A 25,604-nucleotide genomic window follows, 5' to 3' on the forward strand; every position below is an offset into this window, starting at 1 on the left:
TATGCGTACCACCACGGCAATACTTAGTAAAATATTCACAAAACGGTTCTATATTCAGAATACGGGTTTTTTCCTGGTACTGTTTTATTTGCTGTTCGGCGTGGTAAACGGCGCCAACCTGCTCGCCTATCACAAAGGATTGATGCTGGGCTTCCTGGGCAATTATACATTCCTGTTCCTGGTGCTCTTGCTGTGGACTTCCTACGCGCTTAAATGCGTGGGCTTCATGCTGAAAACATTTCAGCTGCAGGGATATGATTTCCTGTATCCCACCATGGGCAGTATCGATAAACCAACCCGCCGTGTTATCTGGCTGCGGCTCCATACGGCCATTTATATGCCGGTACTGGTATATGTGGTCATTGCCCTCGTTATTGCGATCCAACAGGGATACTATGTACAGGCGGTGATCATCACGGTTGTTAATATTGCCAATTGCATATGGCCGTTAACGTTATATGAAAGAAAACTGGAACAACCGGATGTCATCTTTTTTACAGGCCACCTGCAACGCTGGATCAACCGGCACTTTACAAAGCCGCCGGTACTGTTTTTCCTCTATGAACTGTTTACTAATTTTCCGCGCCGGATTGTGAGCACTAAACTGTTTTCCGCAGGAGTGCTGTGGCTCACCTTCCTCATTATGACAAGAGGCGATTATTTTGATCTTCGCGGACTGCAGCTGGGCGTGATGATCAGCGTGCTTACACATATGCAGCTGATGGTGCATCATCGCGCGTTTGATGATACGTACCTTAATTTCATGGAAAATCTTCCTGTTAATTTATTTACCCACTATATGCGGCTGGTGGGCGTGTATGTGATTACTTTTTTACCGGAGATGATCATCATTACCGTTAATGCATATACGAAAACCACACCATGGGGGCTGATAACGGTATTCTGTACGGCACTATCATTAATGGTCCTGTTCCGTACCCTATTGTTTTTTCCTAAAATGAATCCGGAAGTGCACGTACGTTATACCATGCTCACTTCTTTCATTGTGCTGTTCATGGTACTCGGACATTATGAATGGCCGGCTGTACTGTTGTTACAGACAGCATCGGCCATTATCTTCTTTACAAAATACCGCAGTTATGAACCTTATATAGAAACAGGTTCATGACCCATTTTGTCGCTCAGCCGTGCCAGTGAAAGCAGCAGCTGAGGGATTTGCTTAATCACCAGTTCATCTGTCAGGTTACCATCGGTATCAAACTTATGCTGGGCATTGCCAATCATGATCTCCGGTTTGTTGATCACAAACGCATTCAGGAATACCATCACCTGCCGTAAATGATACTGCATCCTGGCAGTACCGATCTGGCCCTGCGAGGCGCCCATAATAGCCACTGCCTTTTCGCTGAAGGGTTTGTCGGGGTGCCTGGAAACCACGTCTATCGCGTTTTTCAGAGCGCCGGGTATGGAGTAGTTGTATTCCGGTGAAACAATGATCACGCCATCCGATTCCTTGATTTTATGTACCAGCGGCACTACTTCTTCCGGCAATTGCTCGGTATGCAGGTCGGCATTGTACATCGGGATTTTGTCGAAAAATACCTGCTCCACTGTGATGTTTGAAGGACACAGTTTTTGCAGCGCTTTCAGCGCCATCGTGTTGTAAGAGCCTTTCCGTAAACTGCCGGAAATGGCAATGAAATGATACTGTTTGTCAGCAGACATATGCTCGTCGGTTTTATTTAAATGCGTTTTTCTTTATTCACAAATTTCCGGTGAATAACTTCCTGCACCGGTATGCTCTCAATCTTACTTTCCAGCCAGGAAATAATGTCCAGGTAAAGGAAGGAACGGCGTTCGTACGGATCTTCCGAGATCTGTTCCAGCCGGTCTTTCAGGTCTACAAACGCATTACGTAATGCTTTGGGATTGGCATAAATATAACGGCGGAGGAATTTCATGATTTCTTCCATCACCAAACCAAGATCCTTGTGTTTTGAAATGAAATGGTAAACAGATTTGATCAGGTATTCCACCAGGCTGTAATTCTCCAGTTCGTAATGTGCAATGAGGTGCAGGATACGGGCAAAACACTGGATATCTGCCCGCAGGTTACCAATTTTTAAATTGATAATTTTATTAAGATAAACAATGGCTTTGTTGTTGTCACCGCTACCAAAATATAAACAGGCTATCTTATAGTAAAATACCAGTACCCGGTGCTGGTCTATTTTCAGCGTATGCCTGGTGATCTCTGTTTCGAGTTCCGGCACCATTTCCAAACCCTGGCTGAACGTGCCTTCCAGGAAATAACGGTTTATTTTGGCCGTATACAGGTATACAAAAGCAGAGGTGCGGGTGTTTTCGTGGAAATTATCCTGGTTGTCCCGGATAAATTCTTCCAGGTCCTGCAGGGCTGTTTTGAACTTTTCAAAATTCGAAGTATAAAAATGCGCGGTCAGCAAATTATGCTGCGCTTTAATATACAGGTCCATATCCGTTTGCTGCAGGGACGGGTATTTACGGAACAGGTCCACCCATTTCTGTGTATAACGGTAATACATCACGAAGTCCTGCAGAATATAGTAGTACCAGCTCGATGCCTGGTACATGTACACCTTTTCGTAAAAGCTCATGTGCACATGCTGCAAGGGCGGCAGCTGGCTTTCAAAAAAAGACTTTACCATTTCAGCATCCCGCTCATTGCGGGCGTGGCCCAGCTTGAGGTAAAGGCCATACATCCGCAGGGAAAGGGTCGACAGGCGGCTGATATTAGTGAGCTGCTGCTCTATCTGCCTGGACTCGGCACTCAGCACTTCCGCCCGGTTTTCCAGGCTCCGCGTAATATGCCGCGATTCAATCAGCTTTTCAAACTCCACAATTTCATAGGTCAGCATCACCTCTTCCTGTTCCTGCGCCATCGTTTTGGCTTTGGCCAGTATCTTCAGGCTCTGGTTGTACAATCCTTTATTATACAGCACCCGCGCATGATCCAGCTGCTCGCGCAGGTCGATCAACGGGTCCTTTTGTTTATATAATTGCCGCAAACTGGATAACAGGTGCTTGTAAAGATGTGCTTTTACATTCGATAGCTGCTGCTTTTTGATATCCGTTATTTTCTTCAGTATCTGCTCTTCATCGTACTCTTTCATTTTGTCCAGCGTGGTGAACAATTGAATAAAAAGTACATCTTCTTTGGTGTTGTTTTTGTTGAACGCCAGCTGAAAATTGCGTTTTTCGGCTTTTGTTAAGGTTTTTATTAATATGAATAAAGCATCACTTTGACTGTTGGGCATCGTTATTAAAATCTTGTAATTTATTGATAAACAGTATATTAACGTGTATCAGTGGTGTTTAAAGGTTGTAATTAAAGCAAATTTAGCGATATGGCAATTAATTAAGGACCATTAGATTTGAAGGTATAAACAATTATAAAAGGAAGCAAAAGGATGGGAAAAACGTTATTTGATAAGATCTGGGATGGCCATATAGTGGTTAGCAAGCCGGGGCATCCCGATGCAGTGTACATCAACACGCACTTTATTCACGAGGTGACCAGTCCCCAGGCATTTGACGGGCTGCGTAAACGTGGCATCCCGGTATTCCGCCCGGCTAAAACCAGGGCTACCGCCGATCACAACGTACCTACCTTACACCAGGACCAGCCTATCAAAGAAGCATTGAGCCGCCGCCAGGTGGAAATGCTCACGAAAAATACTTCTGAATTCGGTGTAGAGCTTTACGGACTGGGTCACCGGTTCCAGGGCATCGTGCACGTGATAGGACCGGAGCTGGGCATCACTTTGCCCGGCATGACCATCGTTTGCGGCGACAGCCACACCAGCACTCACGGAGCTTTCGGCGCCGTTGCCTTTGGTATCGGTACCTCCGAAGTGGAACAGGTACTGGCCACCCAGTGTATCCTGCAATACAAGCCCAAGCGGATGAAGATCGAAGTGAACGGACAACTGGGCAAGGGCGTACTTTCTAAAGACATCATTCTTTATATCATCTCTAAAATATCCGCTTCCGGCGCTACCGGTTACTTCGTGGAATATGCAGGGGAAGCCATCCGTAGTCTCAGTATGGAGGCCCGTATGACCATCTGCAACATGAGCATTGAAATGGGCGCCCGCGGAGGCCTTATCGCGCCGGACGATATCACTTTCGATTATATCAAAGGCCGCGAGTTCGCGCCTAAGGGAGCCGACTGGGATAAATCCCTGGCATACTGGAAAACACTGTATTCCGACAGCGACGCCGTATTTGACCAGGTGCTTACCTTTGATGCTGCTGATATAGAACCACAGATTACTTATGGTACCAACCCCGGTATGGGCATGGGCGTTACCCGTCACATCCCTTCACTGGAGCAGCTCGACGAGAAAGAAAGACCATCTTTCAAAAAATCGCTCGAGTACATGGACCTCCAACCCGGCGCCGAACTGCTGGGCAAAAAAGTGGATTACGTATTCATCGGCAGCTGCACCAACTCCCGCATTGAAGATTTACGCCTCGTAGCAGATTTTGTGAAAGGCAAACATAAAGCAGACGATGTAGTGGTATGGATCGTTCCCGGCTCCAAACAGGTGGAGGCCCAGGCCATGGAAGAAGGCATCGACAAAATATTTGCCGAAGCCGGTTTCCAGCTGCGTGAACCCGGTTGCTCCGCCTGCCTGGCCATGAACGAAGATAAAGTGCCTGCCGGCATGTACTGCATTTCCACTTCCAACCGTAACTTTGAAGGTCGTCAGGGTCCCAATGCCCGCACCTTCCTGGCCAGTCCGCTCACCGCGGCGGCAGCAGCCATTACGGGCAGGGTAACAGATGTAAGGGAATTGTTGGCGTAATAGTTAATAAAAAGAACAAGTAAAGCCGAAAGCTATGGATGAATGGAACGCTGACTTATACAAAGAAAAACACGCCTTCGTGTTTGAATATGGCAACAGCCTGATCGACTGGCTGCAGCCACAATCAGGAGAAAGTATCCTGGACCTGGGTTGCGGCACTGGTGAACTCACCGCGCAGCTGGCGCAAAAAGGCGCCACCGTAACAGGAATAGATGCTTCCGCCGCTATGATCAGCAGCGCCAGTGAACATTTCCCCGGCATTTCCTTTGAAGTGGGCGACGCTACTACTTTTTCCCTGCCGCAACAGTTTGATGGTATCTTTTCCAATGCTACCCTCCACTGGGTGCGGGAAAAGGAAAAAGCCATCAGCCGGATGTATGCGCAACTGAAAAAAGGCGGCCGGCTGGTGATAGAAATGGGCGGCAAGGGCAACGTGCAACAGATCCTTACTTACCTGGAAAAAGCCATGCAGCAACGGGGTTATACTTATGAACCATTCTGGTATTTCCCTTCTCCTGCAGAATATACTACCCTGCTGGAAAGGGAAGGTTTTAAAATAGACAGGGTGCATTTTTTTGACCGCCCTTCAAAACTGGTGGATCCGGAAACAGGCATCAGCGACTGGCTGGAGATGTTTGGCGCTCACTTTTTTGCCGGCATGCCGGAACAGGACAAAGGCGCCATCCTGCAGCAGGTGCAATACGAACTGGCGCCTCAGCTGATGCGGAACGGCGAATTGTATGCGGATTATGTGCGCCTGAGAGTGGCCGCCACAAAAATTTAAACTGTAAAATCATCATGAGTAAAATATTTCAACACCTCGTTTCATCGGCGGTACCTGTACCCATCGAAAATATAGATACAGACCAGATCATCCCCGCACGCTTCCTGAAAGCTACCACCCGGGAAGGTTTCGGCGAAAACCTGTTCCGCGACTGGCGCTATGAAGCCGATAATACGCCAAAGGCGGATTTTGTGATGAACAATCCCATCTACAGTGGCCAGATCCTCGTAGGCGGTAAAAACTTTGGTTGCGGTTCCTCCCGTGAACACGCCGCCTGGGCGATTGCGGATGCCGGTTTTAAAGTAGTGGTGAGCAGCTTCTTTGCAGATATCTTTAAAAATAACGCCCTTAACACCTTCATTTTACCCATCCAGGTATCAGAAGATTTCCTGGACCGTATCTTTAAAGCCATAGAAGCGGATCCTAAAGCCGAGCTGGAAGTAGACCTGGAAAACCAGTTCATAAAAATTGTGAGCACCGGCGAAAAAGAAAACTTCGATATCAACCAGTACAAAAAAACATGCCTGCTCAACGGCTATGATGATATCGATTACCTACTGAGCCTCCGTAAAGAAATTGAACAATACGAAACCACAAGAACATATAATTTCTAATCATCAAAAAGCTAAATACTAAAAGCTAAACACATATATGGGCGTTGAGAAGAAAATACTAGTTATACCCGGAGATGGGATCGGACAGGAAGTGACCGCATGGGGACAAAAAGTGCTGACAACAATAGCCAAAAATTATCATCACACTTTTACCTTCGAAGAAGGGATCATGGGCCACGTAGCCATTGAAGCTACCGGTGATCCGCTGCCTGAAGAAACGCTGCAGAAAGCACGGAACTCCGATGCTATCCTGTTCGGCGCTATCGGTCATGCTAAATATGACAACGATCCTACCCTGAAAGTAAGACCAGAACAAGGTTTGCTGAAGATCAGGAAAGAACTGGGATTGTATGCCAACCTCCGCCCGATAAAGTTATTTGATGAACTGCTGGAAGCATCCAGCATTAAACCGGAAATTTTACGCGGTTCAGATATCCTCTTTTTCCGTGAGCTGACCGGCGACGTGTATTTCGGTGAAAAGATCCGGACTGCCGACCGCAACACCGCTTCCGACCTCATGATCTACCACCGTTATGAAGTAGAACGCATTGCCCGCAAAGCTTACGAAGCAGCGCGCACCCGCCGCAAAAAGCTGTGCTCTGTGGATAAAGCAAATGTGCTGGAAGCAAGCCGTCTCTGGAGGGAAGTGGTGCAGGAAATAGCAAAAGAATATCCTGATGTGGAAACAGAACATATGTTCATCGACAACGCGGCCATGCAGCTGATCAAAGATCCTAAACGCTTTGATGTAGTGGTTACCGGTAACCTGTTTGGTGATATCCTTACGGATGAAGCCTCCCAGATCGCTGGTTCCATGGGGATGCTGGCATCTGCCTCTATCGGCGACAGTACCGGTTTCTTTGAACCGATCCACGGATCTGCACATGATATTGCCGGTAAAGGCATTGCCAATCCACTGGCTTCTATCTTATCTGCCGCCCTCATGCTGGATATTTCCTTTGGCCTGAAAACAGAATCACAACGGGTGATCAAAGCCGTGGAAGCTACTCTCAGACAGGGTTACAGAACAATGGACATCGCCAACAAACACACCGTGAACGATTTCATTATGGGCACCGATGCGATGGGCGCCAAAGTATTAGAGAATCTGAATTAATCATTCAATAAAATTATTACACTATCATGGATAAAAATCGTGTATACGTCTTTGATACCACCTTGCGTGATGGAGAACAGGTCCCCGGCTGTCAGCTGACAACCGTTGAAAAAATTGAAGTAGCAAAAAAACTCGAAGCATTAGGCGTAGATATCATCGAAGCAGGTTTCCCGATTTCAAGTCCGGGCGACTTCCAGAGCGTGGTGGAAATTTCCAAAGCGGTTACAGAGCCCGTGATCTGCGCACTTACCCGCGCCAATAACAAAGATATTGATGCTGCCGCAGATGCTTTACGCTTCGCAAAACGCAAACGTATCCATACCGGTATCGGTTCTTCCGATATGCACATCAAATATAAATTCAACAGCACCCGCGATGAAATTTTACAACGTGCCGTAGCCGCTGTAACCTATGCCCGCAAGTTTACCGATGATGTGGAATTTTATGCAGAAGATGCCGGCCGCGCAGACAATGAATACCTGGCCCGCATGATCGAAGCCGTGATTGCAGCCGGTGCTACCACCGTTAACATCCCCGATACCAACGGTTACTGCCTGCCCGATCAGTATGGTGCAAAAATCAAGTACCTCGTAGATCACGTTTCCAATATCGATAAAGCGATCATTTCCGTTCACTGTCATAACGACCTCGGTTTGGCTACCGCCAATACCATTGCAGGTATTATCAACGGCGCCCGCCAGGTGGAATGTACCATCAACGGCATCGGTGAACGTGCCGGTAACACTTCACTGGAAGAAGTAGCCATGATTCTGAAAACGCATCATGCGCTGGGATATCATACCCAGATCAACTCAAAAGGGATCTACGAAATCAGTAATCTCGTGGAAACCATGATGCACATGCCGGTACAGCCTAACAAAGCCATTGTAGGCCGTAACGCATTTGCACACAGCTCCGGCATCCACCAGGATGGCGTGCTGAAACACCGCGAAAACTACGAAATCCTGAACCCCGAAGATGTAGGAATCAACTCCAACTCCATTATCCTCACTGCCCGCAGTGGCCGTCATGCGCTGAAGCATCACTTGTCGCGCCTGGGATACAACCTGGAAAGAGTGAACATCGATGAAGTGTACCAACGCTTCCTGCTGATGGCGGATACCAAAAAGGAAATCAATGACGCCGATCTGCTGGAACTGATGGGCGATGGCGACGCCAAAACCTACGGCGACAATGCCATCAAAGTAATCTTACTGCAGGTGGTTTGCGGCGATCCGCTCCGTCCCATGGCCACCGTTAAACTGCGTATCAATGGCGAAGAAAAAGAAGCCAGTGCCGCCGGTAACGGCCCCGTTAATGCTACCATCAATGCGATCCACGATATTATTAAAGACGATATTGAACTGGATGAATTTAATATTCAATCCATGCGCGGCGGCAGCGACGATGTGAGTAAAGTAAACATGCGCGTAAAACATAACGGCCAGTCGTACTACGGTTTCGGTATCTCCACCGATATCGTGAACGCTTCCGTGCACGCCTACGTGGACGCGCTGAACAAGATATACTAAACGCGGATTTTGTCTTTCCCGCTGATTACGCTGATTATACTGATTACCAGGATTTTTACTTTTTTGATTTTATAAAGGATTAAGGGAGATAGCAGCGGATATATTCGCTTCTATCTCCCTTACTTATTATTAAATCAAAAAATCCAAAAAAATCCAAAAGTAAAAATCCAGGTAATCAGTAAAATCAGCGTAATCCTGAGAAAGACAAAATCCGCGCGCTGTAACTTTTCCCGCGCCACCCCGTTCTACAGGTGAAATATTTGCCTGATGAAAACAACTCCCTTACTCCTTGCCTTTTTACTTTTTGCCGGTTGCAGCAAAGAAGGAGATAATTGCTCCCAGTACGGATGGGTGAATATTGTGGGCGCGAAATACATGGGTAAATCCACCAGCGATGCAAGAGGTCAGAATGGTGCTTTTTATGATGTAAGCTGTACCTTCCCCAATTCCTGTTACGCTATCAACAAAATTGTGGAGATGAGGGACAAGGATACTGTACTGCTAAAGGCGGAATATATATACAATACCTGCACCGTATGTACACAGGCATTTACTACACAAACCAAAACGTATTCTTTTATACCTGCCGATAACGGCACCTATTATTTAAAGTGGGAGGGGATTCCCAACCGGGTGGATACCGTGAAGATTCCATGATCTTAAAAGAAGATATCCATCAGCGGGTATTTTTTATAATCCGGCAGATAGAAGTGCCACCATTCTGTAGAACTTCCTTTAAAGCCATGTTGCATCATGGTATCTTTTAACAATTTGCGGTTGGCCGCCATTGCCGGATCCGGCGGGGTGTAGTTTTCATGCGCTTTCAGGGTAAAATCATCAAAGTCCGTAGGCATTGCCACGGGCTTATTTGTTTTCAGGCTTACCATAGTCAGGTCTATGGCCACGCCGCGGTTGTGCCCCGATCCTTTGCGGGGATCGGCCGCATAGAGGTCGTTCGGTACTATTTTAAACATCGTTTCCGTTACATGATAAGGACGGTATGCATCGTAAATGAGCAGGCCGTATCCCTTTTTGCGCAGGGCTTCCTGTACTGCTTTGAGAGCTTTGGCTGCCGGCAGCCGGAGATAAATGTCAGTGCGGGTATAAAGCTTTTGTTTGGTGAAGTTATTGGTGGTGGCATAGCGCACATCTTTTTTGATGCCCGGGATATACTTTTCCAGGTTTACGAGCAGCTGGTTGCTGTCGGCTTTCACCAGCTGATCATATTGCTGCCGGGTGCTCAATACGGCGAGTCCGTATTTATTCACCGGTATTTTCTGGGCGGATAGCTGGCCGGAAATGGTCCACAGGAGCGCCGCTAACAGTATTATTTTCATGTGCTTAAAATTGCAGAAAAAGCCCCGTATTTGGACCTGATTATTGAATTTTGCGAAAATTAGGCAAGAAAGTATGAAATACAGTGAAAATACAATTGCAATCACCTTATATTAATAGGTATTTTAGAACCCTTAAATTTTTTAATGATGGAACTGTTCAGACTAGACAATAAGGTAGCGGTTATCACAGGTGGTGGTAGCGGCATAGGACAGGCAATAGCAAAAACATTCGGGGCGCAGGGTGCGCAGGTGCATATCCTGGAGCTGAATGAAGAGGGTGGTAAAGCTACAGCAGAGGAAATCAGGGCAGCAGGCGGGCAGGCAAGCGTACATGCGTGCAATGTAGCCGACCAGGCAGCTGTGATAGGCGTTATGGACGGTATTGTACAAACGGCCGGTAAACTGGATATCCTGGTGAACTGTGCAGGCATTGCGCATGTGGGTAACCTCGAAAATACGGCGGAACAGGACTTCGACAGGGTGTACCAGGTAAATGTAAAGGGCACCTATAACTGCATGTATGCAGTCATTAAACAAATGAAAGCACAGGGCGGCGGTGTGATCCTCAATGTGGCATCCATTGCTTCCAGTGTAGGTATACCGGACAGGCTGGCCTACTCTATGAGTAAAGGCGCCGTGCTGACCATGACATTATCCGTGGCGAAAGATTACCTCGGCGCTAATATCCGTTGCAACTGTGTGTCGCCAGCAAGAGTACACACGCCGTTTGTGGATGGGTTTATTGCCAAGAATTACCCGGGCAGGGAAGCAGAAATGTTTGATAAGCTGAGTAAAACACAACCCATCGGCCGCATGGCTAAACCAGTGGAAGTGGGTAACCTGGCGTTATTCCTGTGTTCCGACGAAGCAGGCTTTATTACCGGAACCGACTACCCCATCGATGGCGGTTTTATCAGGCTTAATAATTAATAATTAATGTGATGTGTGTTTTAAAGTGCGGACGATTACCCGTATCTTTCAAGTTATTCATTCATTAATTCTTAGTTATATCATGCAACATTTTCGAATAGGGCTGGCAATAGCAATAGCCGTATTATCTGCCTGTAATTCCGGTACTAACAACGGCACTGCCACCGGGGATTCTGCCACAGCGGTAAAACCGGCCACACCGGGTGGTACCGTATCTGTTACTTTTTCTGATAAGGAAAAAGATACTTCGCTGGTCACGATTAAATTTCAGCTGAAAGAAGGAACAAAGGAAAAAACTTTTGAACAAACGATCCTGAAAGACGCACCGGAGCAGGACCTTTACAAGGTGTTGTGGAATGAGCCCAACAGCTGTTATATCGGCGTTATGAAAGCGAATCATCAGCCACGTTATTACCACGCTTTTGTAGACAGTAAAAAAGACATGAAAATATTATGGGCTGCCACGCCGCCTGAGCCAATCTGGGCATACATGGAAGGCACGCTGGGTCTTGGTAAGGTATCTGCCGGCGGCGAAATGTTGCAGCAATATAAAAAGAGTATTCAGTCCGGAAACATCCTGGCAGATTTTATTGCAGAGATCAAACCGGATGCCTCGCCCGACAGCCTGGAACTGTATGTGGAATTTGGCGGTCTCCGTAAAAGTATGTTCATGCCGGTGCCCAGTGGCAGTAAAGGTGTGATCCAGCCAACAGGAGAAAATGATCATGTGTATTTCTCTTTTGTAAAAGATGGTAAAGCAGAACCGGTGATTGACCTGCATGTGGAAAACGGAAGGTTACAGATTAAAACACTGAAAGAAATTAAGTAAGACTAATAAATAAATAATATCGATATGAAACTGATCAGGTTTGGTTTACCGGGAGAAGAAAAACCGGGTGTTGCAACCGCAGCGGGAATGTTTGACGTGAGTGCATTTGGTGAAGATTTTGGAGAGAAATTCTTTGAAACCAACGGGCTGGCGCGCTTATCAGAATGGTATGGCGCACATGCAGCGGAATGCCCGCAGGTACCTGCCGGTACGCGTTTGGGCTCACCTATCCTTCGTCCTTCCAAAATTATCTGCATCGGTCTTAACTACGCAGATCATGCGCGTGAAACCAACGCAGCCATTCCTACAGAACCTATCGTGTTCTTTAAAAGTACCAGCGCACTGGTAGGTCCAAACGACGACCTGGTGATTCCGCGCAACAGTCAGAAAACCGACTGGGAAGTGGAATTGGCAGTAGTAATTGGCAAAAAGGCCACTTATGTGGAAGAAAAAGACGCAATGGACTACGTAGCCGGTTACTGCCTGCATAACGACTACAGCGAAAGAGCTTTCCAGATTGAAAGAAACGGACAGTGGGTGAAAGGAAAAAGCTGCGATACATTCGCTCCGTTAGGCCCGTGGTTGGCTACCAAAGACGAAATTGCCGATGTGAATAATCTTCGTTTATGGCTCACCGTTAACGGTCAGAAGATGCAGGATGGCAATACCTCCAACTTTATATTCAACGTAGCTTATGTAGTGGCTTACCTGAGCCAGTTCATGACCCTGCTCCCGGGAGATGTGATTTCCACCGGTACGCCTGCTGGTGTGGGCCTGGGCATGAATCCACAGGTATACCTCAAAGCAGGAGATGTGATTGAACTGGGTATTGATGGTTTGGGTACTTCCAAACAAACTGCTGTAGCCTGTAAATAATAATTATGAAAAGATATTGTCTGGCACTGGATCTGGTAGATGATCCGCAATTGATCAGCGAGTATGAAGCCCATCACCGCAACGTATCCGCTGAAATAAAAAAGAGTATCACGGACGCCGGCATTACCGTAATGGATATTTACCGGGCCGGTAACCGCCTGTTTATGATCATGGAAGTAGACGATACTTTCTCCTTTGAACGTAAAGATGCGATGGACGCTGCCAATCCCGCCGTAAAGGTGTGGGAACAGCTGATGTGGAAATACCAGCAGTCATTGCCGGTAGCGAAGGAAGGAGAGAAGTGGGTTATTATGGATCAGATTTTTGCATTGTAAAGTATACCGGCCGCCGGAACTTCCGGCGACCGGTATGCAAAAAATATCTACATGGTTATTGACGCACATCAGCATTTCTGGCAATACGATCCAGTCCGCGACGCATGGATCGATGAATCTATGGAAGTGATCCGCCGTGATTTTTACCCGGAACACCTGGCCCCCGTATTGGCCGAAAACGGCGTTCACGGCTGCGTGGCGGTACAGGCGGATCAGTCGCCGGATGAAACGGCCTTTTTACTGACGTTGGCAGATAAGCATGATTTTATTAAAGGCGTGGTGGGCTGGATAGACCTCCGCGCTGAAAATATCAGTGAACAACTGGAGCAGTATGCTGCACATCCGAAGCTGAAAGGCTTCCGGCATATTGTACAGGGAGAGCCGGATAACCGGTTTATTCTCGGGGAACATTTCTGCCGCGGTATCAAAGCGCTGGCGAAGCACCGGTTCACCTATGATATTCTCGTATATCCGAAACAGTTACCTGCGGTAGAAGAATTTGTGCAGCAGTTTCCGGACCAGCCGCTGATCATTGATCACCTGGCCAAGCCCGATATTAAAGCCGGTGAACTGGAGGCATGGGCGGCACATATGCGCCGCATAGCACAGTCGCCAAACGTATACTGCAAACTGAGCGGCATGGTTACCGAAGCCGACTGGCAGCAGTGGGAGCCGGCACACTTCCGGCCTTTCCTGAAAGTAGCGCTGGAAGCCTTTGGTGCAAACAGGCTGGTGTATGGCTCCGACTGGCCCGTGTGCCTGGTAGCCGCCAGGTACCACGAAGTGAAAGGAATCGTTACAGATTTCATCAGCACCTTATCAACAAGTGAACAGGAACAGATAATGGGAGGCAATGCGCGCTCATTTTATCATCTATAAAAAATAATATCATACATACTATGGATTTAGGATTACAGGAGAAAGTGATTATCGTTACCGGTGGTGCAAAAGGAATCGGGGAAGCTATTGCAAAGCTGATAGCAGCAGAAGGTGGTATTACCGTGATTGCCGGCCGCAGTACTGCCGATAATGAAAAAACTGTCAACGAAATTATCGCAGTGGGTGGTAAGGCGATCGCCGTTACTGCGGAACTGGGTAAAGTGGAAGATTGTAAAAAAGTGATCTCTGAAACGATAGCAAAGTATGGCAGAATAGACGGCCTGGTAAACAATGCCGGCGCCAATGATGGCGTAGGACTTGAAAATGGCAGCCCGGAACGGTTTATGCAGTCGCTGCAGAATAATTTATCACACTACTACAACCTGGCACATTTTGCATTGCCGTACCTGAAGGCCACCAAAGGAAATATTGTGAACATCGGATCGAAAGTAGCGGATACCGGCCAGGGAAATACCAGTGGTTATGCGGCCTCCAAAGGTGCTATCAATGCGCTTACCCGTGAGTGGGCAGTGGAATTGCTGCCATACTCCATTCGTGTAAACACGGTTATTCCTGCTGAAGTATGGACGCCGCTGTATGAAACCTGGATTAATTCGTTGCCCAATCCAAAAGAAAAACTGGCGTCTATCACGGCTAACATTCCATTTGAAAAAAGGATGACCACTTCAACAGAAATCGCCAACAGCACCGTATTCCTGCTGTCGCCACGTTCATCTCACACAACCGGACAAATCGTATACGTAGATGGTGGTTACACGCATCTCGACAGATCCATCAGCTAAGGATAAAGAGCCAACACACGTTATCAACATTCAATCACCTGAAACATTAAATTCTTCGTTATGGCCGGAGGCGCAGTAAGTAATTCCACCTATACCACCAGTAAAGATACAGGCGCAAAGCCTGGCAGCTACCTATTCCCGCTGATCCTGGTTACCAGCCTGTTCTTCTTATGGGGACTGGCATACGGGCTGCTGGATGTATTAAATAAACATTTCCAGGAAGTATTGAGCATTACTACCAAACGTTCTACTTTATTACAGGGCGCTTATTTCGGCGCTTATTTCCTCATGGCATTACCGGCAGGTATGTTTATGAATAAATTCGGCTACAAGAAAGGAATTATCCTGGGCTTGCTGCTGTATGCAACTGGTGCTTTCCTGTTTTTCCCGGCAGCCGGCGCCTTGAGTTTTGATTTCTTCCTGCTGGCATTATTTATCCTGGCCTGCGGACTTGCCTGCCTGGAAACGGCTGCTAATCCATATGTAACGGTACTGGGAGATCCTGCCACTTCCGAACAGCGGCTGAATTTATCACAGTGCTTTAACGGGCTGGGATCTTTCCTGGGACCAATTATTGGCGGTAAATTATTTTTTGGCAGCGGCACCGGGGATCTTACTACGGTAAAGCTTACCTACATTGTAATTGGGGTGGTGGTGTTGCTGATAGCAGGATTCTTTTACAGAACGCCACTGCCTGAAATTAAAGAAGATCAACAGGAAGGAGAGGCCGTGATGGCAGATACCCGCCCGCTTTTTGCCCACCGTCACTTTGTGCTGGGCGTAATAGCGCAGTTCTTTTATGTGGCTGCACAGGTAGGCGTAGGCGCGTTGTTTATCAACTATGTAACGGCTTACTGGCATGGTATTACCACCGAAAATGCTTCCTATCTTTTGTCTGTAGGGCTGGGATTGTTCATGGGCGGCCGTTTTATAGGCACTGCGCTTATGCGTAAAATAGCTCCTAATAAATTATTGGCCATTTATGCGCTTATTAACGTAGTGCTAAGCGCCTTTGTAATGACGGGTAACGGCGCTGCTTCCGTATATGCACTTATTGCCAGTTTCTTCTTCATGTCTATTATGTTCCCAACCATTTTTGCATTGGGCGTAAAAGACCTGGGTGTACATACCAAACGCGGCGCTTCTTTCCAGGTAATGTCTATTGTAGGTGGTGCTTCTGTTCCTTACCTGATGGGGATTGTAACGGAATGGCAGTCGCTGGCTATTTCTTACGGCATTCCTACTTTCTGCTTTGTCGTGGTGTTTTTGTACGGCTGGAAAGGATATAAAAGAGTTTAATCAGCAGATTTCTTTTTAATATTTAATCCGCAAAATCATTGTAACTTTCTTTAACAAAAGAGGATACCATGATTTTGCGGATTTTTGTTTCCTATGCTTGCTGGTTCCTGGTTGTAACCATGTTGTTTGCCGGGGCGCCTGCTGATCCCGGGCCTGTACCTTCCCTGCAATTGTCTTTCACCCACCTGATGGGGCAGCAGCCACTGGTAAGGAAAGCGGTTACTTACACCAATGCTTCCGGAGAAACTTTTACCATCAGCCGTTTCCGTTATTTCCTCAGCAACTTTTCACTGGAAGCCGTCAATGGCAATGTGGTTACTTTGCCACCGGCTTATTTCCTGGTAGATGATGCGATCGACAGTTCAAAAAATATCCGGCTGGATAGTATTCCCGCCGGCGAATATAAGAGTATCCGTTTCCTGATCGGGGTAGATAGCATCCGTAATGTGAGTGGAGCGCAATCCGGTGCGCTGGCAGTAGAATCCGGCATGTTCTGGACGTGGAACAGCGGTTATATTATGGCGCAGATAGAAGGTCATTCTGCAGCGGTTAACACGCCTATGCAGGAATTTTTATTCCATTGCGGTGGTTATAAAACAAAAGATGGTGTGCTGAAATATGTGACGCTGCCACTTCCGCAGCCGCTAACAATTGCAGCAGGTAAACAACCCCGTATTAATCTTACTGCCGATGTGGAAAAATGGTTTTTACCGGATACTGTAAGTTTTAAAAAGATAACCGTGATCATGGCGCCGGGCGTAAAAGCAAGACAGGTAGCCGGTAATTATCAGCATATGTTTAACATAACAGGTATTTCCAATTAGCCACTGCGTGAATCATAAAGTCATATACATCATTGGGGCGTTTTGCCTTTTGCTGGCGCTGGTGCAGGCGGGCGCAAAAAAGCGCGCGGTAAAAGGACCGGAGCCTTTTTTACTGCAGCTGCCCGCACATTTTCCGCGGCCGGTATACGACTTCACCCGTAACCCGCTCACCAAACCAGGTGTGGCATTGGGCCGGTTTATGTTTTATGATTACCGCCTGTCGCAGGACAGCACCGTGTCCTGTGGTTTTTGCCACCAGCAGTTTGCGGCTTTCGGCCATTTTGATCATGCATTGGCGCATGGTGTGGCCGGTCAGCAGGGCATCCGCTCTGTACCGGTACTGTTCAACATGATCTGGCAAAGGGCGTTTATGTGGGACGGCGGTGTAAATCATCTTGAAATACAGGCACTCACTCCCTTAACAGACCACAACGAAATGGCGGTAGACCTGAAAGAGCTGATACAAAAAATGCGGACAGACTCCCAATACAAGAGCATGTTCAAAGCTGCTTTTGGGACAGAGGAAATCACCAGTGAGCGCATGTTCAAAGCTTTCACCCAGTTTATTGCCACCATGGTATCGGCCGGTTCCAAATACGACAGCGTAATGCTCAAAGTCCCCGGCGTTGCCTTCACCGCTGAAGAAAACGCAGGATACACCATTTTCCAGGAGAAGTGCGCGGCCTGTCATAAGGAACCATTGTTCACAGATCTCACCTACCGCAGTAATGGCCTCCCTTATTTACCGGCGTTGAATGACATCGGCAGGATGAAGATTACCGGGAGCACAGATGATAATCTTCGTTTTAAGGTACCTTCCCTGCGCAATATTCTCAAAAGCGCCCCTTATATGCACGATGGGCGTTTCTTCGATATTTTCCAGGTTTTTGACTTCTACGACCACGGTGTGAAAGTCACTCCCACCACCGACCCGCTGGTGAAGCAGGGCATCCCGTTGTCGGACCAGGAAAAGCGGCAGCTGTATTTCTTTCTGAACACGCTCACGGACTACTCTTTTCTCGGCAATGCCTCCCTTAGTGAGGTACGGATCGAGTAGGATCGCCGCGGATTTTGTCTTTCCCACTGATTACGCTGATTATACTGATTAGCTTGATTTTTACTTTTGGATTTTATAAAGGATTAAGGGAGATAGAAGCGGATATATTCGCTTTTATCTCCCTTATTTATTATTAAAAAAATCAAAGAAATCCAAAGAAATCCAAAAGTAAAAATCAAGCTAATCAGTATAATCAGCGTAATCAGTGGGAAAGACAAAATCCGCATTACCCGCGCTTCTTCCAGCACTCCTCCATGTGGTCGTCTACCATGCCCGTGGCCTGCATGTAGGCGTAGCAGATGGTGGAGCCCACGAATTTGAATCCCCGTTTCAGCAAGTCTTTGCTCATGGCGTCGGAAATGGCTGTTTTGGCAGGAACGCCGGCCATGCCTTTGCGGTAGTGATTAACGATGGGTTTATGGTTGACAAATGACCAGATGTATTTGTCAAAGCTGCCGAATTCCTTTTGAACTGCGAGGTAGGCTTTTGCGTTGCCGATCACAGATTTTATTTTCAGACGGTTGCGGATGATGCCTTCGTTTTGCATCAGTGCTTCCACTTTTTTCTCGTCGTATTTCGCTATTTTTTTGGCGTCCCAGTTATCAAAGGCTTTGCGGTAATTTTCTCTTTTGGTAAGTACGGTATACCAGCTGAGACCAGCCTGCGCACCTTCCAGGCATAACATTTCAAAGAGATGTTTATCGTCATGACTGGGCGTGCCCCATTCTTTGTCGTGGTAGTCCTGGTAAAGCTTATCCTTCTCCGACCAGTGGCATCTTACTTTTTCTATAGCTCCCATTCGCTGATGGTTTTGTTTACCTGCAATTTATACTTTTCCAGGTCTTCAGCAGTTTGTTTAATGAAACTATTATCTTCCAGGCTGCCGACTACTGCGTTCATTTCTTTTTCGCTTTCATAGGCCAGCTGGCGGAACGGATTTTTGTAATCCTTTTCCCTGGAGCGTTTAATTTGTGCGGTGATCCACTCCATCGTTACAACAGAATCGCTCATCCATTGTGCGAGATCGGCGGTGGTCATATTTTTCAGGGAGCTGTCTTTTATTTCCAGCAGACATGCTACGGCGTGCTGTAATTTGTCGGCTGCATATTCATTGCCTATTTCTTCATAGGCCGTGTGCAGTTGCGGCCAGCTGCTGATCTTATTTTTCCGGATCTTTGTTTTGAGCGTGGCTACCGTTTCGGCTTTCATCAGTTGTCCACCGATGTTTTGCCAGTCGCCGCGTTTAGCGGTGCTCACTGCTGCCTGTAAAGCCAGGAAAGATGGTTTTTCTGCGGCGAGAATATTTTTAATAGCATACAGTACTACCATTTCCACGAACAATGGGTAAGCCTTGTGTACTTTCAACAGTTCTACTTCACGGGAGCTGTTTTCAAATCCTTTGGAGAGAATGGTGAGCTTGGCTACTTCTTCCGGGTTGTTTTTTAACAGGTCCTTTCCTTTTTTACGGAGGTCCTTTTCCGTTAGTTCCTTTTTGGATGCATTTTCCGGCAGTGCGTACCATGCTTTCCCGGTGCCGGTCTCCATGATCGCCAGCGCCTGGAATATTTCCTCTACAGAATCGGGCGCCAGGTAATCGTATTCAATGAGTTGTTGTTTATCGGTGCGTTTGTCGCGGTCAACATATTTCCAGGAGTTCCTGGCAATGGCGTACATGTTGTACAGGAACCAGTAGCCGGGCATTATTTTCAGGCGGTTTTCGTGTTCATCGTTTACCACCAGGCTGAATGGAATGGAGATATTCAGCTCCGACATATAGTTGCCTTTGGAAATAAGGGTGAAGCTGGCGAAGCGGGAATTATGTTTCAGGCTAACGCACAGGCCCGGCCAGAACCCTCTGCCGGCAATGATTTCACCATCGGCGCCGCGTGAGTTGTGATTGGAGCCGATGGTGGCGCCTGCCGCCATGTTGCTCTGCCCCATGATCAGCGCCGCACACAGGAACGAGTTGTTATGGTGTTGTTCATGCGCCGGGAAGATGAGTGAGTTCAGCACCTCGCAGCAGGAAATAGTGGCGTTGTTGCCGAGATAGGAGTTGATCAGCCTGGCGCCGTATTTCAACTGCGAGTGGGAGGCCATTACAAAGCGAACGGCTTTCACGCCATAGAATACGCGGCAGCCGTAGCCGATGATACCGTTTACCATTTCGCAGCCTTCTCCTATTTGTGAAGAAGCTTCGCTGCTGCTGTTGATGGTAAGGTTTTTCAGCTTGTTGGCGCCTTTCAGGTATGCGTCGGTACCGATGGTAACATCTTTGATCATCTTACAGTTTTTGATCACTGTACGATCGCCAACCATACCGTAGTAGCCGCGTTTTTTATCGAATTGTTTTTCTGTGAACGATTTGAATTGCTGCTGCAGTTGTTCATCATCGCGGTAGCGTGTCCACAGGTAAGCATCTCCGGGGAGCATGCCATCAAAGGGCATTACGCTTCTGCCGCCGTTTTCATTGCACAGTTCCATCCATATGCGGCCGTTTTCGTTTTCGCCTTCTTTCAGGATACCGTTTCCGAATTTGGCATAATCAGTAGTAGCCATTTCGTTTACGTTGGCTACAATTACCTCGTTACCGAGGATATAATGCGATAAGTAATTTACGTTGTGTACTACTACGTTGTCGCCGAAATCGCAGGCGCAGATGGTACTGTTGTACAATCCTACCGGCATCCGCAGGTTATGGAACTCCAGGTAGTAGGGTTCCAGTTTACCGATACGTACCATCCCGAAAAAGTGGCAGTGCTGTACCAGTTGCGGATCAAATTCGTTGGAAACAAAAATAATATTCCAGTCGTCGGAGGTGTTATCATTACGTACCAGCGATTCTATTTCGTATGCTGTTAATTTCCTGTACTGGTCCTGCCTGCTCCATTGTTCATTACGGAGATAATATTCGTCTTTGCCTTTCGGTAACGTGGTTTCAATGAAATTATACCCCAGATCAGAAAGGGGTCTTTTTTGGATATTATTCATGAGGATACATCATTTGAGGAGAAATGACTACCTGGTTATTTTATTATGCGTGCAGATAATAAAATAACCAGATGAGTATCTCCATTGTCTTTATTCTACTGTAACTGATTTCGCAAGGTTCCGGGGTTTGTCAACGTCCAGACCTTTGAGCACGCCTATATGATAAGCGAGCAGTTGTAACGGTACTACAGAAATGATAGGAGCTACCATTTCATCTGCCGCAGGCACAAAAATTACATCATCCGCCATGGGGGGAATGGTGTTGTCGCCTTCTGTTACTACTGCGATCACTTTACCTTTACGGGCTTTAATTTCCTGAATGTTAGACACTACTTTTTCGTAGTAGCTGTCTCTTGTGGCTACAATTACTACCGGCAGGTTTTCATCTACCAGTGCAATGGGGCCGTGTTTCATTTCCGCTGCAGGATAACCTTCCGCGTGGATGTAGGAAATTTCTTTCAGTTTGAGCGCTCCTTCCAGGGCTACCGGGAAGTTGTATCCGCGGCCCAGGTAGAGAAAATCACGTGCGTCTTTATATTTGGCGGCTACCTGTTTGATCTGGTTATCCAGTTTCAGGGCCGTTGCTACTTTTTCAGGAACCTGCTCCAGTTCATCCAGCAGGTGCTGGAACCTTTGCGGGGTGATGGTGCCTTTATCGGCCGCCAGTTTTAAGCCTACCAGGCAAAGCACTGCCAGCTGGGCAGTAAAGGCTTTGGTGCTGGCCACGCCAATTTCAGGACCGGCATGCGTATAGGCGCCGGCGTGAGATAAGCGTGCAATAGAAGAACCTACTACGTTACAAACGCCGAGAATGATAGCGCCTTTTTCTTTAGCGCTTTCAATGGCCACCAATGTATCCGCTGTTTCGCCGGATTGTGATACGGCAATGATAACATCACCGGGACCTACCACCGGGTTGCGGTAGCGGAACTCGGAAGCGTATTCCACTTCCACCGGGATGCGGCATAATTCTTCAATCATGTATTCGGCTACCAGCCCTGCGTGCCAGGAGGTACCGCAGGCTACGATGATGATGCGTTTGGCATTGCTCAGCACATCCGCATATTCGCGCATACCGCCCATGGTGAGGGTACCTTTTTTCGCGTCTAAACGGCCACGTAAGCTATCGAAGATCGTTTGCGGCTGTTCAAAGATTTCCTTCAGCATGAAATGATCATAGCCTCCTTTTTCAATGGCGGCCAGTTCGATATCCAGTTTCTGAATGTAAGGCGTTTGCCTTTCATTGGAAATGTTTTTCAGGATCAGTTCATCTGCTTTGATGATGGCAATTTCATAATCATTTACATACACTACTTCTTTCGTGTATTCAATGATGGGAGATGCATCAGAAGCCAGGAAGTGTTCACCCTTGCCAACGCCTATTACCAGCGGGCTTCCCTTGCGGGCGGCGATGAGGGTATCCGGGTTTTCTTCATCGATGAGTACAATCACATAAGCGCCTACCACTCTTTTTAAAGCGATACGCAGGGCTTCTTCCAGTGAACACTGGTTTTGTTTTTTGATTTCCTCAATAAAGTGAAGGAGTACTTCGGTATCGGTATCACTATGAAAAACATGGCCCTGGTTAATGAGCTCCTGTTTCAGCTGTACATAGTTTTCAATGATGCCATTGTGGATCATGGCCAGTTTACCGTCGCCGGATAAATGCGGGTGCGCATTGCGGTCGCAGGGTTCTCCGTGTGTTGCCCAGCGGGTATGCCCGATGGCAATATGACTCCGGAGATCTTTTCCTTCCACGAATGCTTCGAGGGCGGCAACTTTGTCTTTTTTCTTGTATACCTGTAACCCGTTATTGATCAGGGCTACTCCCGCGCTGTCGTATCCGCGGTATTCCAGTCTTTTGAGGCCTTTTAATACTACCGGGTAGGCTTCTCTCTGCCCGATGTAAGCTACGATTCCACACATAAGGTTTTTGGATTTGTGCTAGGTTTTATCATTGCAATATCGCATTAAAATGTTAAGATCACATCAGAAAATGTGAATATTGTTTAAGTAAAGATATGGTCAGCATGCATTTTACAACGGTCCTAATGTAAAATGAAAAAGGGAATACCGGGAACGATCCTTGCGAATATTAAGATTCCTTAACATTAGCCTGCATCATTCACTGTATCCCCCTTTTATAATTTTTTTATATCGACGGAACTAAATAAAAAAATTTAAAATGCAATCATCTCTTCAAGAGCGTACTCTCGAAGAGCAAAAGTATTCTTTTATATTCATCTGTCCAGCTGCTGGGCGTAGTAAATCCGTGATCTTCCACGGGATACACTGCCAGCTCCCAGTTATTTTTTCCTAATTCAATCAGCCGTTGCGACAGCCGCACGATATCCTGGAAATGCACATTGGTATCCACCATGCCATGACACATCAGCAGTTTGCCTTTCAGTCCATCTGCAAAGTAGATGGGGGAAGATCTGCGGTAAGCAATACTGTCAGTGAATGGTTCATTCAGTATATTGCTGGTGTAGCCATGATTATAATGCGCCCAGTCCGTTACAGACCTCAGCGCAGCGCCGGATGCAAACACATCTGGCTGGGTGAACAGGGCCATCAGCGTCATAAAGCCGCCGTAACTGCCTCCGTAGATACCGATACGATGGGCGTCCACCTGCAATTTTTCTGCCAGATATTTTGCGCCGTCCACTTCGTCGTCCAGATCCTTGCCACCCATATAGCGGTAAATGCCAGTACGCCAGTTGCGGCCATAGCCGGCACTGCCGCGGTAATCCATGTCCAGTACGGTATAGCCTTTATCGGTGAGCAGGTTATGGAACATGTATTCCCTGAAATAGGAGCTCCACCATTTATGTGCATTTTGCAGGTAGCCTGCGCCATGTACGAAAATCACTGCCGCGCCATTATTTTTCGCAGGGTCCGGGGTGTATAAGCGGGCATACACGGGCTGGTTATCCCGCGCGGTAATCGTTATTACCTGCGGATCGCGCCAGTGATATGATTTAAATTCATCCGTCTGCGCCAGGTTGGTGACCTGTACTGCTTTTGCACCCGGTGTGTTTGGCTGCACATACAATTCCCAGGGTTTGTTGGAATAGGAGTAACGGAACGCAATCCATTTTCCATCCGGAGAAATGGTTACTTCATTGGCGCCGGGCAGGGTAGTGATCCTTTCGGCCTTTCCACCGGCAACGCCTATACGGTAAAATTGTTTTTCACCGGGATGTACTTCATTGGTGGTAATATAAAAGTATTTTTTATCGGGAGATAATTGTGCCTCCTGTACTTCATAGTTGCCGCTGGTGAGAGGTTTGGTGGTACCATCGTTTACATTGGCGGTATACAGATGTGAATAACCGGTGGCTTCCGACTGGAACCAGCAGGTGTTTTCATTTATCCAGCCGATATTGCTGCCGCCCATGCTCCAGCCAATGCCAGGGCCGCCTATCCAGGCTTCGTCGCGCTGGCGGTTCAATGTTTTTACGGTACCGTTTTCAGCGTTGAGCAATACGATCCAGCGGTCTTTATTATCCTGTGAGCGGATGTCGGCAATGGCATGTGTGCCTTGTTCCGACCAGTAAGGACCGTTCACAATTACTTCCCTTACTTTGGGCGTATCCTTTTTCGTGTAGTCCTTTACGTAATCGGGCTGGTCTTTGATGCCGGGGAGATCAGCGGTTTTAATAGGGAGCACCGTATCATGTTGCCGGTCGTATACAAAGCTTTCGAAGCTGCCTTGCGGCGCCCCTACTTTATCGCGGGCTGCAATATCGGTGGTGAAACCGGTGGCGGTTACAAATTCGGGAACGATGGTATTGCGGGCATCAGTGGGTGCGGTGAAAAGGCTATAGGTAACGAAACGCCCGTCGGGACTGATCTGCAGGTCCCTTAGTCTTTTGTTTTGCAGGTACAGGGACCGTAGTGGTTTGGGGTCGTATGCTTTATCAAAAGCTTCAGCGGCGTCTTTCTTTGTTTTTTTATCACGGATCACCTGCAACAGTTCCTCTTGCTGTGCTTTAAGGAACTTTTCTTCTGCGTTGCCGGTTTTACTGTCGTCGTTTTCGGCGGGCTTGCTGCCTGCTTCAAAGCTGGTAAGCTGACTGATTAACCCGGATGCTTTGTCCCATCCATAGAGATCGCGGTTTTGCTGAAACACCACCTGTTTACCGCCGAAACTGAATGCGGGGTTAAACTCCACGGCTTTGGTATTGGTGATGCGCGTGGTTTTCCCGCTTTTTATCTCCAGTAAATAAATATCCCCTTCATAGGAATAAGCCAGTAGCGATTTATCTGCATTCCAGGTACCGGCAGCTTTGGCGTTAATAAGGGAGCGCTCACCTGCGGCCGTAATCCGGGGCGTATTGTTTTTAACACCGGCATAGTAAAGGGAGTCGCTCAGTTGTTTGCCGGGATTCCAGCTGAAATAAACGGTCTGGTTGTCGGTACCCCAGAAAACGTTATCAGGAGAAGTTCCTATCCATTTGGGATCGCGCATGATCTTTTCTACCGTGAGCGGCATTGCCTGTTGGGCACTGATGCGGTTGGCTGATAAAAAAATAATGGCGGGTATAACCCATTTTCTCATAGCGGTTCATTATTTTGTTGGGGAA

23 protein-coding genes are annotated in these 25,604 nt (G+C 47.4%); 16 read left to right on the forward strand and 7 right to left on the reverse strand.

The window, feature by feature from the left end; genetic code table 11:
• Position 1: 1 nt before the first annotated feature.
• Positions 2-1,129 (forward strand): hypothetical protein, encoded by a 1,128-nt coding sequence (locus AB6805_RS12470; RefSeq protein WP_370909748.1) that lies wholly within the window; start codon positions 2-4, stop codon positions 1,127-1,129.
• Here AB6805_RS12470 and AB6805_RS12475 read toward each other — a convergent pair.
• Together AB6805_RS12475 and AB6805_RS12480 are read right to left on the reverse strand one after the other, a co-directional pair.
• Complete coding sequence (locus AB6805_RS12475) at positions 1,108-1,686, reverse strand: NADPH-dependent FMN reductase (RefSeq protein ID WP_370909749.1); 579 nt, start codon at positions 1,684-1,686, stop codon at positions 1,108-1,110. The genes AB6805_RS12470 and AB6805_RS12475 overlap by 22 nt on opposite strands.
• Before the next feature lie 17 nt (positions 1,687-1,703).
• Positions 1,704-3,257, reverse strand: coding sequence for a hypothetical protein (locus AB6805_RS12480; RefSeq protein WP_370909750.1), 1,554 nt, complete (start codon positions 3,255-3,257; stop codon positions 1,704-1,706).
• Positions 3,258-3,410: 153 nt separating this feature from the next.
• Between AB6805_RS12480 and leuC the strand changes: the two genes are divergently transcribed.
• From leuC to AB6805_RS12510, 6 genes are all read left to right on the forward strand, one after another.
• Positions 3,411-4,811: a 3-isopropylmalate dehydratase large subunit gene (leuC, locus tag AB6805_RS12485; RefSeq protein WP_370909751.1), complete on the forward strand. Its 1,401-nt coding sequence runs from the start codon at positions 3,411-3,413 to the stop codon at positions 4,809-4,811.
• 34 nt (positions 4,812-4,845) lie between these two features.
• The gene (locus AB6805_RS12490; RefSeq protein ID WP_370909752.1) at positions 4,846-5,595 is read left to right on the forward strand and encodes a trans-aconitate 2-methyltransferase; all 750 of its coding nucleotides are present in this window, start codon (positions 4,846-4,848) and stop codon (positions 5,593-5,595) included.
• Positions 5,596-5,609: 14 nt separating this feature from the next.
• Positions 5,610-6,209 (forward strand): 3-isopropylmalate dehydratase small subunit, encoded by a 600-nt coding sequence (leuD, locus tag AB6805_RS12495; protein ID WP_370909753.1) that lies wholly within the window; start codon positions 5,610-5,612, stop codon positions 6,207-6,209.
• Positions 6,210-6,246: 37 nt separating this feature from the next.
• Complete coding sequence (gene leuB, locus AB6805_RS12500; RefSeq protein WP_370909754.1) at positions 6,247-7,326, forward strand: 3-isopropylmalate dehydrogenase; 1,080 nt, start codon at positions 6,247-6,249, stop codon at positions 7,324-7,326.
• A 26-nt stretch (positions 7,327-7,352) separates the two neighbouring features.
• Positions 7,353-8,858 (forward strand): 2-isopropylmalate synthase, encoded by a 1,506-nt coding sequence (locus tag AB6805_RS12505; RefSeq protein WP_370909755.1) that lies wholly within the window; start codon positions 7,353-7,355, stop codon positions 8,856-8,858.
• Between the two features lie 267 nt (positions 8,859-9,125).
• The gene (locus AB6805_RS12510) at positions 9,126-9,515 is read left to right on the forward strand and encodes a hypothetical protein (protein WP_370909756.1); all 390 of its coding nucleotides are present in this window, start codon (positions 9,126-9,128) and stop codon (positions 9,513-9,515) included.
• Positions 9,516-9,517: 2 nt separating this feature from the next.
• Here AB6805_RS12510 and AB6805_RS12515 read toward each other — a convergent pair whose 3' ends face one another.
• Positions 9,518-10,195: a M15 family metallopeptidase gene (locus AB6805_RS12515; protein ID WP_370909757.1), complete on the reverse strand. Its 678-nt coding sequence runs from the start codon at positions 10,193-10,195 to the stop codon at positions 9,518-9,520.
• A gap of 147 nt (positions 10,196-10,342) precedes the next feature.
• On the opposite strand from AB6805_RS12515, the gene AB6805_RS12520 reads away from it, so the two are divergent.
• From AB6805_RS12520 to AB6805_RS12560, 9 genes are all read left to right on the forward strand, one after another.
• Positions 10,343-11,125 (forward strand): SDR family NAD(P)-dependent oxidoreductase, encoded by a 783-nt coding sequence (locus AB6805_RS12520; protein ID WP_370909758.1) that lies wholly within the window; start codon positions 10,343-10,345, stop codon positions 11,123-11,125.
• A gap of 82 nt (positions 11,126-11,207) precedes the next feature.
• The gene (locus tag AB6805_RS12525; protein ID WP_370909759.1) at positions 11,208-11,954 is read left to right on the forward strand and encodes a hypothetical protein; all 747 of its coding nucleotides are present in this window, start codon (positions 11,208-11,210) and stop codon (positions 11,952-11,954) included.
• Between the two features lie 24 nt (positions 11,955-11,978).
• Positions 11,979-12,830 (forward strand): fumarylacetoacetate hydrolase family protein, encoded by an 852-nt coding sequence (locus AB6805_RS12530; RefSeq protein ID WP_370909760.1) that lies wholly within the window; start codon positions 11,979-11,981, stop codon positions 12,828-12,830.
• A gap of 5 nt (positions 12,831-12,835) precedes the next feature.
• A complete protein-coding gene (locus tag AB6805_RS12535) occupies positions 12,836-13,165 on the forward strand; it encodes an L-rhamnose mutarotase (RefSeq protein ID WP_370909761.1) in 330 nt (109 codons plus the stop codon).
• A gap of 51 nt (positions 13,166-13,216) precedes the next feature.
• On the forward strand, positions 13,217-14,044 hold the full coding sequence (locus AB6805_RS12540; RefSeq protein ID WP_370909762.1) for an amidohydrolase: 828 nt from the start codon (positions 13,217-13,219) through the stop codon (positions 14,042-14,044).
• A 20-nt stretch (positions 14,045-14,064) separates the two neighbouring features.
• Positions 14,065-14,847, forward strand: coding sequence for an SDR family oxidoreductase (locus tag AB6805_RS12545; protein WP_370909763.1), 783 nt, complete (start codon positions 14,065-14,067; stop codon positions 14,845-14,847).
• A gap of 60 nt (positions 14,848-14,907) precedes the next feature.
• Positions 14,908-16,146 (forward strand): sugar MFS transporter, encoded by a 1,239-nt coding sequence (locus AB6805_RS12550; RefSeq protein WP_370909764.1) that lies wholly within the window; start codon positions 14,908-14,910, stop codon positions 16,144-16,146.
• Between the two features lie 68 nt (positions 16,147-16,214).
• On the forward strand, positions 16,215-16,970 hold the full coding sequence (locus AB6805_RS12555) for an MbnP family protein (RefSeq protein ID WP_370909765.1): 756 nt from the start codon (positions 16,215-16,217) through the stop codon (positions 16,968-16,970).
• A gap of 7 nt (positions 16,971-16,977) precedes the next feature.
• Positions 16,978-18,027 (forward strand): cytochrome-c peroxidase, encoded by a 1,050-nt coding sequence (locus AB6805_RS12560; RefSeq protein ID WP_370909766.1) that lies wholly within the window; start codon positions 16,978-16,980, stop codon positions 18,025-18,027.
• Positions 18,028-18,253: 226 nt separating this feature from the next.
• Here the strand turns inward: AB6805_RS12560 and AB6805_RS12565 are convergent, their stop codons facing one another.
• The 4 genes from AB6805_RS12565 to AB6805_RS12580 all read right to left on the reverse strand — a co-directional run bounded on the left by AB6805_RS12565 (position 18,254) and on the right by AB6805_RS12580 (position 25,579).
• Positions 18,254-18,826 carry a DNA-3-methyladenine glycosylase I gene (locus AB6805_RS12565; protein ID WP_370909767.1) on the reverse strand — a complete coding sequence of 191 codons (573 nt, stop codon included), beginning with the start codon at positions 18,824-18,826 and terminating at the stop codon, positions 18,254-18,256.
• Positions 18,814-21,015 (reverse strand): DUF4954 family protein, encoded by a 2,202-nt coding sequence (locus AB6805_RS12570; RefSeq protein ID WP_370909768.1) that lies wholly within the window; start codon positions 21,013-21,015, stop codon positions 18,814-18,816. Before AB6805_RS12570 ends, AB6805_RS12565 begins: the two co-directional genes overlap by 13 nt.
• A gap of 90 nt (positions 21,016-21,105) precedes the next feature.
• Positions 21,106-22,941, reverse strand: a complete 1,836-nt coding sequence (gene glmS / locus AB6805_RS12575; protein WP_370909769.1) for a glutamine--fructose-6-phosphate transaminase (isomerizing) — start codon at positions 22,939-22,941, stop codon at positions 21,106-21,108.
• Positions 22,942-23,206: 265 nt separating this feature from the next.
• A complete protein-coding gene (locus AB6805_RS12580) occupies positions 23,207-25,579 on the reverse strand; it encodes a prolyl oligopeptidase family serine peptidase (protein WP_370909770.1) in 2,373 nt (790 codons plus the stop codon).
• Positions 25,580-25,604 lie beyond the last annotated feature (25 nt).

This window comes from Chitinophaga sp. RCC_12, assembly GCF_041360695.1.
Lineage (GTDB): Bacteria > Bacteroidota > Bacteroidia > Chitinophagales > Chitinophagaceae > Chitinophaga.

Excerpts from the sequence above, each read along its gene's own strand:
- AB6805_RS12570 (WP_370909768.1), bottom strand. The coding sequence starts at position 21,015 with ATGAATAATATCCAAAAAAGACCCCTTTCTGATCTGGGGTATAATTTC.
- AB6805_RS12555 (WP_370909765.1), top strand. The coding sequence starts at position 16,215 with ATGATTTTGCGGATTTTTGTTTCCTATGCTTGCTGGTTCCTGGTTGTA.
- leuD (WP_370909753.1), top strand. The coding sequence starts at position 5,610 with ATGAGTAAAATATTTCAACACCTCGTTTCATCGGCGGTACCTGTACCC.
- AB6805_RS12540 (WP_370909762.1), top strand. The coding sequence starts at position 13,217 with ATGGTTATTGACGCACATCAGCATTTCTGGCAATACGATCCAGTCCGC.
- AB6805_RS12510 (WP_370909756.1), top strand. The coding sequence starts at position 9,126 with ATGAAAACAACTCCCTTACTCCTTGCCTTTTTACTTTTTGCCGGTTGC.
- AB6805_RS12565 (WP_370909767.1), bottom strand. The coding sequence starts at position 18,826 with ATGGGAGCTATAGAAAAAGTAAGATGCCACTGGTCGGAGAAGGATAAG.
- AB6805_RS12515 (WP_370909757.1), bottom strand. The coding sequence starts at position 10,195 with ATGAAAATAATACTGTTAGCGGCGCTCCTGTGGACCATTTCCGGCCAG.
- AB6805_RS12475 (WP_370909749.1), bottom strand. The coding sequence starts at position 1,686 with ATGTCTGCTGACAAACAGTATCATTTCATTGCCATTTCCGGCAGTTTA.
- glmS (WP_370909769.1), bottom strand. The coding sequence starts at position 22,941 with ATGTGTGGAATCGTAGCTTACATCGGGCAGAGAGAAGCCTACCCGGTA.
- AB6805_RS12535 (WP_370909761.1), top strand. The coding sequence starts at position 12,836 with ATGAAAAGATATTGTCTGGCACTGGATCTGGTAGATGATCCGCAATTG.
- AB6805_RS12505 (WP_370909755.1), top strand. The coding sequence starts at position 7,353 with ATGGATAAAAATCGTGTATACGTCTTTGATACCACCTTGCGTGATGGA.
- AB6805_RS12520 (WP_370909758.1), top strand. The coding sequence starts at position 10,343 with ATGGAACTGTTCAGACTAGACAATAAGGTAGCGGTTATCACAGGTGGT.
- AB6805_RS12490 (WP_370909752.1), top strand. The coding sequence starts at position 4,846 with ATGGATGAATGGAACGCTGACTTATACAAAGAAAAACACGCCTTCGTG.
- leuC (WP_370909751.1), top strand. The coding sequence starts at position 3,411 with ATGGGAAAAACGTTATTTGATAAGATCTGGGATGGCCATATAGTGGTT.
- AB6805_RS12470 (WP_370909748.1), top strand. The coding sequence starts at position 2 with ATGCGTACCACCACGGCAATACTTAGTAAAATATTCACAAAACGGTTC.
- AB6805_RS12525 (WP_370909759.1), top strand. The coding sequence starts at position 11,208 with ATGCAACATTTTCGAATAGGGCTGGCAATAGCAATAGCCGTATTATCT.
- AB6805_RS12580 (WP_370909770.1), bottom strand. The coding sequence starts at position 25,579 with ATGAGAAAATGGGTTATACCCGCCATTATTTTTTTATCAGCCAACCGC.
- AB6805_RS12530 (WP_370909760.1), top strand. The coding sequence starts at position 11,979 with ATGAAACTGATCAGGTTTGGTTTACCGGGAGAAGAAAAACCGGGTGTT.
- leuB (WP_370909754.1), top strand. The coding sequence starts at position 6,247 with ATGGGCGTTGAGAAGAAAATACTAGTTATACCCGGAGATGGGATCGGA.
- AB6805_RS12550 (WP_370909764.1), top strand. The coding sequence starts at position 14,908 with ATGGCCGGAGGCGCAGTAAGTAATTCCACCTATACCACCAGTAAAGAT.
- AB6805_RS12480 (WP_370909750.1), bottom strand. The coding sequence starts at position 3,257 with ATGCCCAACAGTCAAAGTGATGCTTTATTCATATTAATAAAAACCTTA.
- AB6805_RS12545 (WP_370909763.1), top strand. The coding sequence starts at position 14,065 with ATGGATTTAGGATTACAGGAGAAAGTGATTATCGTTACCGGTGGTGCA.